Source organism: Bacteroides sp., assembly GCF_029057325.1.
In the GTDB taxonomy this organism is placed as follows: Bacteria; Bacteroidota; Bacteroidia; order Bacteroidales; family Bacteroidaceae; genus Bacteroides.
Map to the genome: position 1 here is coordinate 1 of NZ_JAICZW010000040.1, position 7,381 is coordinate 7,381.

The following is a 7,381-nucleotide window of genomic DNA, read 5'->3' on the forward strand; positions in this document are numbered from 1 at the left end:
ATATAAATCATATAATAACTCTTGCTAATATGGAAAACAAAATTCAAGAGCTGACCGATAAAATCTACCGCGAAGGAGTGGAGAAAGGAAACGAAGAAGCACAGAGACTTATCGTAAAAGCTCAGGAAGAGGCCAAGAAAATCATAGAAGATGCACATAAAGAGGCTGAATCTATTGTGGCTGTCGCTCGAAAGTCTGCCGGTGAATTGGCAGAAAACACGAAATCAGAATTAAAGTTGTTTGCCGGTCAGGCTGTAAATGCCCTGAAGTCTGAAATCGCCACTTTGGTGACAGACCGTATCGTGAATGCCGATGTGAAAGCTTTTGCCGGCAATAAGGATTATCTCAATGCGTTTATCGTGGCGTTGGCCTCCAAATGGAGCGTGAACGAACCGATTGTCATTTCTACCGCAGATGCCGAAGGGCTGACAGCGTATTTCGCGGCTAAGGCGAAAGATTTGTTGGAGAAAGGTGTGAAGATAGAACAGGTGAATGGAATCAAGACGCTGTTCTCCGTATCGCCTGCCGATGGATCGTATAAGGTGAACTTCGGCGAAGAAGAGTTTATGAACTACTTTAAGGAGTTCCTGCGTCCGCAACTGGTGGAAATGCTGTTCTAAAACGCTGATAAGACTATGAACAACTATTATTACTTGGTAGCCGGATTGCCTGAACTCACGTTGGAGGACAGCAAATTGAGCTATACGGTAGCAGACTTCAAGACAGAATTGTATCCGGCATTGTCGGAGGGGGATAAAAAGCTGGTTGACCTGTTCTATCTCAAATTTGACAATGCGAATGTCTTGAGCCTGTTGAAGGATAAGGATGCTGTCCTTGATGCCCGCGGCATTTATACTGCGGAGCAATTGGCGGACTACATCGCGCGGTTGAAGGACGGCGATGAGGTGCCCGACAGCGTTTTCCCTGCTTATCTCTCTTCCTTTATTACAGAATACTTCGCTTCGCCTGCCGAAGAGGGCTTCTTGCACGAAGACCGTTTGGCGGCACTCTATTATGCCTACGCCATGAAGTGCGGAAACAAGTTTGTCTCTTCGTGGTTCGCTTTCAATCTTACGGTAAATAATGTATTGGTGGCATTGTCGGCACGGAAATTCAAAATGGACATAGCGCCGCTGATTGTGGGTGATACAGAGGTGTGCGAGGCTTTGCGCACTTCCAATGCCCGTGATTTCGGATTGGCTGCAGAGGTGGATTTTCTGGAGCAACTGGTGAAAATCAGTGAGACGGAGGAGCTGGTAGAGCGGGAGAAGAAGTTGGATCAGCTTCGTTGGGACTGGATGGAAGCCGCCACGTTCTTCAACTATTTTTCGGTGGAACGCTTGTTCGTCTTCTTGTTGCAGATAGAGATGATAGAGCGATGGATTTCGCTGGACAAGGAGAAGGGCAACCAATTGTTCCGCAACATCATCGATGGCTTGAAGAACGAGGTGCGGATACCCGCAGAATTCAGATAAAATAAACAAATAATGATATGGTAACAAAAGGAACTGTTAGTGGCGTAATAGCCAACATGGTGACCCTCGTCGTTGACGGGCCGGTGGCACAAAACGAGATTTGCTACATCTCGACCGGTGGCGACAAGTTGATGGCGGAGGTTATTAAGGTGGTAGGTGCTCAGGTCTATGTGCAGGTGTTTGAAAGCACTCGCGGATTGAAGGTGGGAGCCGAAGCCGAGTTTACCGGACACATGCTCGAAGTGACGTTGGGTCCGGGTATGCTTTCGAAGAACTATGACGGTCTGCAAAACGACCTTGACAAGATGGATGGCGTTTTCCTGAAACGCGGACAATATACCTATCCGTTGGATAAAGGAAGCAAATGGCATTTCGTGCCTTTGGCAAAAGTGGGCGACAAGGTGGAGGCCGCTGCCTGGTTGGGCCGGGTGGATGAAAACTTCCAGCCGCTGAAGATTATGGTGCCTTTCACGCAGGAAGGGGTATGTACCGTGAAGTCTATAGCTGTGGAGGGCGACTACACCATTGAAGATACCATTGCCGTGCTGACCGATGAGGAGGGCAATGACGTGCAGGTGAACATGATACAGAAGTGGCCGGTGAAGCGTGCCATGACGAACTATAAAGAAAAGCCACGTCCTTTCAAGTTGCTTGAAACCGGTGTGCGCGTGATAGATACGGTGAATCCGATTGTGGAAGGTGGTACCGGATTTATCCCTGGACCGTTCGGTACAGGAAAGACGGTGCTCCAGCACGCCATTTCCAAGCAGGCGGAAGCGGACATTGTAATCATTGCCGCTTGTGGTGAGCGTGCCAACGAGGTGGTGGAAATCTTTACGGAGTTCCCAGAATTGGTTGACCCGCATACCGGACGTAAGCTGATGGAACGTACCATCATTATCGCCAATACTTCAAACATGCCGGTGGCTGCCCGTGAGGCGTCCGTTTACACGGCGATGACCATTGCGGAATACTATCGGAGCATGGGACTGAAGGTATTGCTGATGGCGGACTCTACTTCCCGTTGGGCACAGGCACTGCGTGAGATGTCCAACCGTATGGAAGAGCTGCCTGGTCCTGATGCCTTCCCGATGGACTTGTCTTCCATCATCTCCAATTTCTATGGCCGTGCCGGATATGTGGTGCTGAACAACGGTGCGACCGGCTCCATCACCTTCATCGGTACGGTATCTCCTGCCGGTGGTAACTTGAAAGAGCCTGTGACGGAGAACACCAAGAAGGTGGCACGTTGCTTTTATGCTCTTGAGCAAGACCGTGCCGACAAGAAACGTTATCCTGCCGTGAATCCGATAGACTCTTATTCCAAATACATCGAATATCCGGAATTTGAGGCGTATATTACGAAACGTATCAACGGCGAATGGACAGGTAAAGTCAACGAAATCAAGACCCGTTTGCAGCGTGGTAAGGAGATTGCCGAGCAAATCAATATCTTGGGCGATGACGGCGTACCTGTAGAGTATCACGTGACATTCTGGAAGTCGGAATTGATAGACTTCGTCATCTTGCAGCAGGATGCTTTTGATGAAATTGATGCCGTGACTCCGATGGAACGTCAGGAAGAGATTCTGAATATGGTGATTGACATCTGCCATACGGAATTTGAGTTCGACAACTTCAACGAGGTGATGGATTATTTCAAGAAGATGATTAACCTTTGCAAGCAGATGAACTATTCGAAGTTCAAATCGGCAGAGTATGATAAGTTCCGCGAGCAGTTGCAGGAACTGATTGAAGAACGTAAAGCGTAAAGATAAAATGGCAACAAAAGCATTTCAAAAGATATATACCAAGATTACTCAGATTACGAAAGCCACGTGTTCGCTGAAGGCAACCGGGGTGGGGTATGACGAGTTGGCGACCGTAAACGGTAAGTTGGCACAGGTGGTGAAGATTGCCGGTGATGATGTGACTTTGCAGGTATTCGAGGGTACGGAAGGTATTCCTACCAATGCAGAGGTAGTGTTCTTGGGCAAGGCTCCTACCATCAAGGTGAGCGACCAACTTGCCGGACGTTTCTTCAACGCCTTTGGAGACCCCATCGACGGCGGACCTGCCATCGAGGGCGAAGAGGTAGAAATCGGAGGACCGTCCGTGAACCCGGTACGTCGTAAACAGCCTTCGGAACTGATTGCGACCGGTATCGCGGGCATCGACTTGAACAACACGTTGGTGTCCGGACAGAAGATTCCTTTCTTTGCAGACCCTGACCAGCCGTTCAACCAGGTGATGGCGAATGTGGCGCTCCGTGCGGAGACCGACAAGATTATTCTGGGCGGTATGGGTATGACGAACGATGACTACCTGTACTTTAAGAATGTGTTCTCTAATGCAGGTGCGCTCGATCGTATCGTCAGCTTCATGAACACTACGGAGAATCCTCCGGTAGAACGTCTGCTGATTCCTGATATGGCGTTGACCGCTGCCGAATACTTTGCGGTGCAGAAAAATGAAAAAGTATTGGTGCTGCTGACAGATATGACTTCGTATGCCGATGCGCTTGCCATTGTGTCTAACCGTATGGACCAGATTCCGTCCAAGGACTCCATGCCGGGCTCCCTTTATTCGGATTTGGCGAAGATTTACGAGAAGGCGGTACAGTTCCCCAGCGGTGGTTCCATCACGATTATCGCGGTGACAACCCTGTCTGGCGGCGATATTACGCACGCTGTGCCTGATAACACGGGTTATATCACCGAAGGCCAGCTGTTCCTCCGTCGTGACAGCGACATCGGTAAGGTCATCGTTGACCCGTTCCGTTCCTTGTCTCGTCTGAAGCAGCTTGTGACAGGTAAGAAAACACGTAAAGACCATCCGCAGGTGATGAATGCCGCCGTGCGTCTCTACGCCGATGCCGCCAATGCCAAGACCAAACTTGAGAACGGTTTCGACCTGACGAACTATGACGAACGTACCCTTGCTTTTGCTAAGGACTACTCTAACCAACTGCTTGCCATCGACGTCAACCTCGATACTACCGAGATGCTTGATGTGGCATGGGGCCTGTTCGGCAAGTATTTCCGTCCGGAAGAGGTGAATATCAAGAAAGAGCTTGTTGACCAATTCTGGCCTGCAAGTAACTAATTACATCTAATTAATAATAGAAACAAGTGGCTATTAAGTTTCAATATAACAAGACCTCCCTTCAGCAGCTTGAAAAGCAATTGAAGGTGCGCGTGCGCACGCTCCCTATCATCAAGAACAAGGAGAGTGCCTTGCGTATGGAAGTGAAGCGCTGTAAAGGCGATGCTGCCGGACTGGAAGAGAGGTTGGAAAAGGAAATCCAAGCTTACGAAGCCATGTTCGCCCTTTGGAATGAGTTCGACGCTTCATTGATAAAGGTCAGCGATGTTCACCTCGGTGTGAAGAAAATTGCCGGTGTGCGGGTACCGCTGCTCGAGCATGTAGATTTTGAGGTACGTCCCTACAGCCTGTTCAATGCACCCAAGTGGTATGCGGATGGGCTGCACTTGCTCAAGTCGCTGGCACAGACCGCCATTGAGCGGGAATTTGTCGTCGCTAAGTTGAACTTGCTGGAACATGCGCGCAAAAAGACCACCCAGAAAGTGAATCTTTTTGAGAAAGTACAGATTCCGGGCTATCAGGATGCGCTGCGCAAAATCAAACGGTTTATGGAAGACGAGGAGAATCTCTCCAAGTCGTCGCAGAAGATCATGAAGTCACATCAAGAGAAAAGGAAGGAGGCAGAGGCATGATTACAAAGATGAAGAAGCTCACGTTCCTTGTGTATCATAAGGAGTATGAAAGGTTTCTGGAACAAATCCGGGAATTGGGAGTAGTACACATCGTGGAAAGACAGTGGGGCGAGATGGATGGCGCTTTGCAACAAGTGGTTCGCAAGCAGTCGCTGTATAAAGGGATGCTCCAATCCATGTATATGCTTGCCGACAAGCAGCCGGACGAACAAGTGCATAACGAAGTGGCGGCGGATACTCTGGTGCAACAATACGAAGCACTGAGAGAGCGCATCCAGAAATTGGGCCAGCAGGCTTCCACCATCGATAAGGAGATTTCCCAGATGGAAGTGTGGGGCGACTTTGACTGGAAGGGCATAAGGAAGCTGAAAGAAGCGGGTTGGAACGTGCAGTTCTATATCTGTTCTGTGAAAGAGTATAACGAGGCTTGGGAAGAAGTGTGTAACGCCATCGTCATTGAAAACGATGGCTCACAGGTCAAGTTTGTGACGGTGACTCCCGCTCCTGCCGTATTGGATGTGGAGCCGCTTCGCCTGCCTGCTCAGAGCCTTTCGCAACTGAAAGAGCAAAAGAAGGAAAACGGACAGGCGTTGCAACAAGCCGAAGCGGAACTGAAGCAGTTCTGCAAAAGCAATTATAGAACCCTTGAAACCTGCAACAACCGGCTGTATGGCGACATCGACTGGATGAAGGTGAAGCTGAGCGGTGAAGAGATGGCAGAGGGCTCTGTAGTATTGTTGGAAGGCTGGGTGCCTGTGGATCAGGAAACGGAACTGCGGAAATACTTGGAGGGTAGCGGTGTCTATTACGAAATGAGGAATGCGACCCGTGAGGACGATGTTCCCGTGAAGTTCAGCAACAACGCCTTTACCCGTATGTATGAAGTGCTGACAAAGATGTATGGCATGCCCAGCTTTACAGACTTTGACCCGACACCGATTGTCGCTCCGTTCTTCTCGCTATTCTTTGCCTTCTGTATGGGAGATGCCGGTTACGGGCTTATACTGATTCTGCTGGGATTCTTGCTGAAGAAGAAGCTTGGCAAGGATATGGCAGGCATGATGAATCTGGTGATTACACTGGGTATCTTTACTACGGTATTCGGTGCTGTATTGGGCACGTTCTTCGGAATGAGCCTGATAGACTCTGGTTTGCCGCAGAGCTTGAAAGAGTTCATCATTGCAGGTAAGGTGGAATTGTTTGGTTCCACGTACGACAAGCAGATGATATTGGCATTGGGTATCGGTGTGGTTCACATATCGTTGGCTATGACGGTGAAGGCCATCAACAATACGGTGTTCTACGGCTTCAAGGAATCGTTGAGCGCATGGGGATGGTGGCTGTTCATTGTGGGCAGTGTCGTAGTGGGTACATTGTCGTTCCTCAGCATTATTCCTGCCGAAATGTCGAAGTGGGCGTTCATTGCTGTGGGGGGCATTGGTGCGATAGGTATCTATTTGCTGAACAACCTTCATCGGAACGTGCTTGTCAACATCGGTGCGGGCTTGTGGGACACTTACAATATGGCTTCCGGCCTTTTAGGCGATACATTGTCGTACATCCGTCTGTTCGCCCTTGGTCTGGCGGGCGGTATGTTGGGACAGACGTTCAACAACCTGGCATTGATGGTAGTGGACGGGCGTGAAGGAGTGGCTGCCGTGTTTGGATGGATTGGTTTCGGACTGATTATCCTTGTGGGGCATACGCTGAACATCGCAATGTCTTGCCTGAGTGCTTTCGTACACCCGTTGCGTCTGACTTTCGTAGAGTATTTCAAGAATGCTGGTTATCAAGGCAAAGGATTGGAATACAAACCTTTTAAAAAATAAAAACAATAGAAACAATAAACAAATAAACAAAAAAGAAACATTATGAACGAATTATTAGGTTATTTAGGAATGGGCCTTATGTTGGGCCTTGCCGGTATCGGCAGTTGCTATGGTACGACCATTGCCGGTAATGCGGCAGAAGGCGCATTGAAGAAAGATCCTTCAAAATCTGCTGGTTACATGATTCTTTCCGCACTTCCCGCCACACAGGGTCTTTACGGCTTTTTGGCTTTCCTGCTCCACTTCGGTAAAGTGACGGCTGAGACAGGTGCTTTGTGGTTTGGTGTAGGCTTGGGCGTAGGTCTGGTATGCTTGTTCTCCGCCATCCGTCAGGGACAGG

Annotated in this window: 7 protein-coding genes; all 7 read left to right on the forward strand. The window is 49.2% G+C overall.

All coding sequences use genetic code 11. The features are described from left to right. Positions 1-29: 29 nt before the first annotated feature. Complete coding sequence (locus tag K2G43_RS02510) at positions 30-620, forward strand: hypothetical protein (protein WP_297643063.1); 591 nt, start codon at positions 30-32, stop codon at positions 618-620. Positions 621-635: 15 nt separating this feature from the next. Next, entirely contained in the window at positions 636-1,475 is an 840-nt protein-coding gene (locus K2G43_RS02515) for a DUF2764 domain-containing protein (RefSeq protein WP_300152885.1), read from the forward strand. A gap of 17 nt (positions 1,476-1,492) precedes the next feature. Continuing rightward, positions 1,493-3,247, forward strand: a complete 1,755-nt coding sequence (locus tag K2G43_RS02520) for a V-type ATP synthase subunit A (protein ID WP_300152886.1) — start codon at positions 1,493-1,495, stop codon at positions 3,245-3,247. Between the two features lie 7 nt (positions 3,248-3,254). Then, positions 3,255-4,580 (forward strand): V-type ATP synthase subunit B, encoded by a 1,326-nt coding sequence (locus K2G43_RS02525; protein ID WP_297643060.1) that lies wholly within the window; start codon positions 3,255-3,257, stop codon positions 4,578-4,580. A 26-nt stretch (positions 4,581-4,606) separates the two neighbouring features. Next, positions 4,607-5,212 carry a V-type ATP synthase subunit D gene (locus K2G43_RS02530; protein WP_297643059.1) on the forward strand — a complete coding sequence of 202 codons (606 nt, stop codon included), beginning with the start codon at positions 4,607-4,609 and terminating at the stop codon, positions 5,210-5,212. Next, positions 5,209-7,041 carry a V-type ATPase 116kDa subunit family protein gene (locus tag K2G43_RS02535; protein ID WP_297643058.1) on the forward strand — a complete coding sequence of 611 codons (1,833 nt, stop codon included), beginning with the start codon at positions 5,209-5,211 and terminating at the stop codon, positions 7,039-7,041. Before K2G43_RS02530 ends, K2G43_RS02535 begins: the two co-directional genes overlap by 4 nt. Before the next feature lie 42 nt (positions 7,042-7,083). After that, on the forward strand, positions 7,084-7,381 hold a 298-nt coding region (locus K2G43_RS02540), incomplete at its 3' end, for an ATPase (RefSeq protein WP_300152887.1).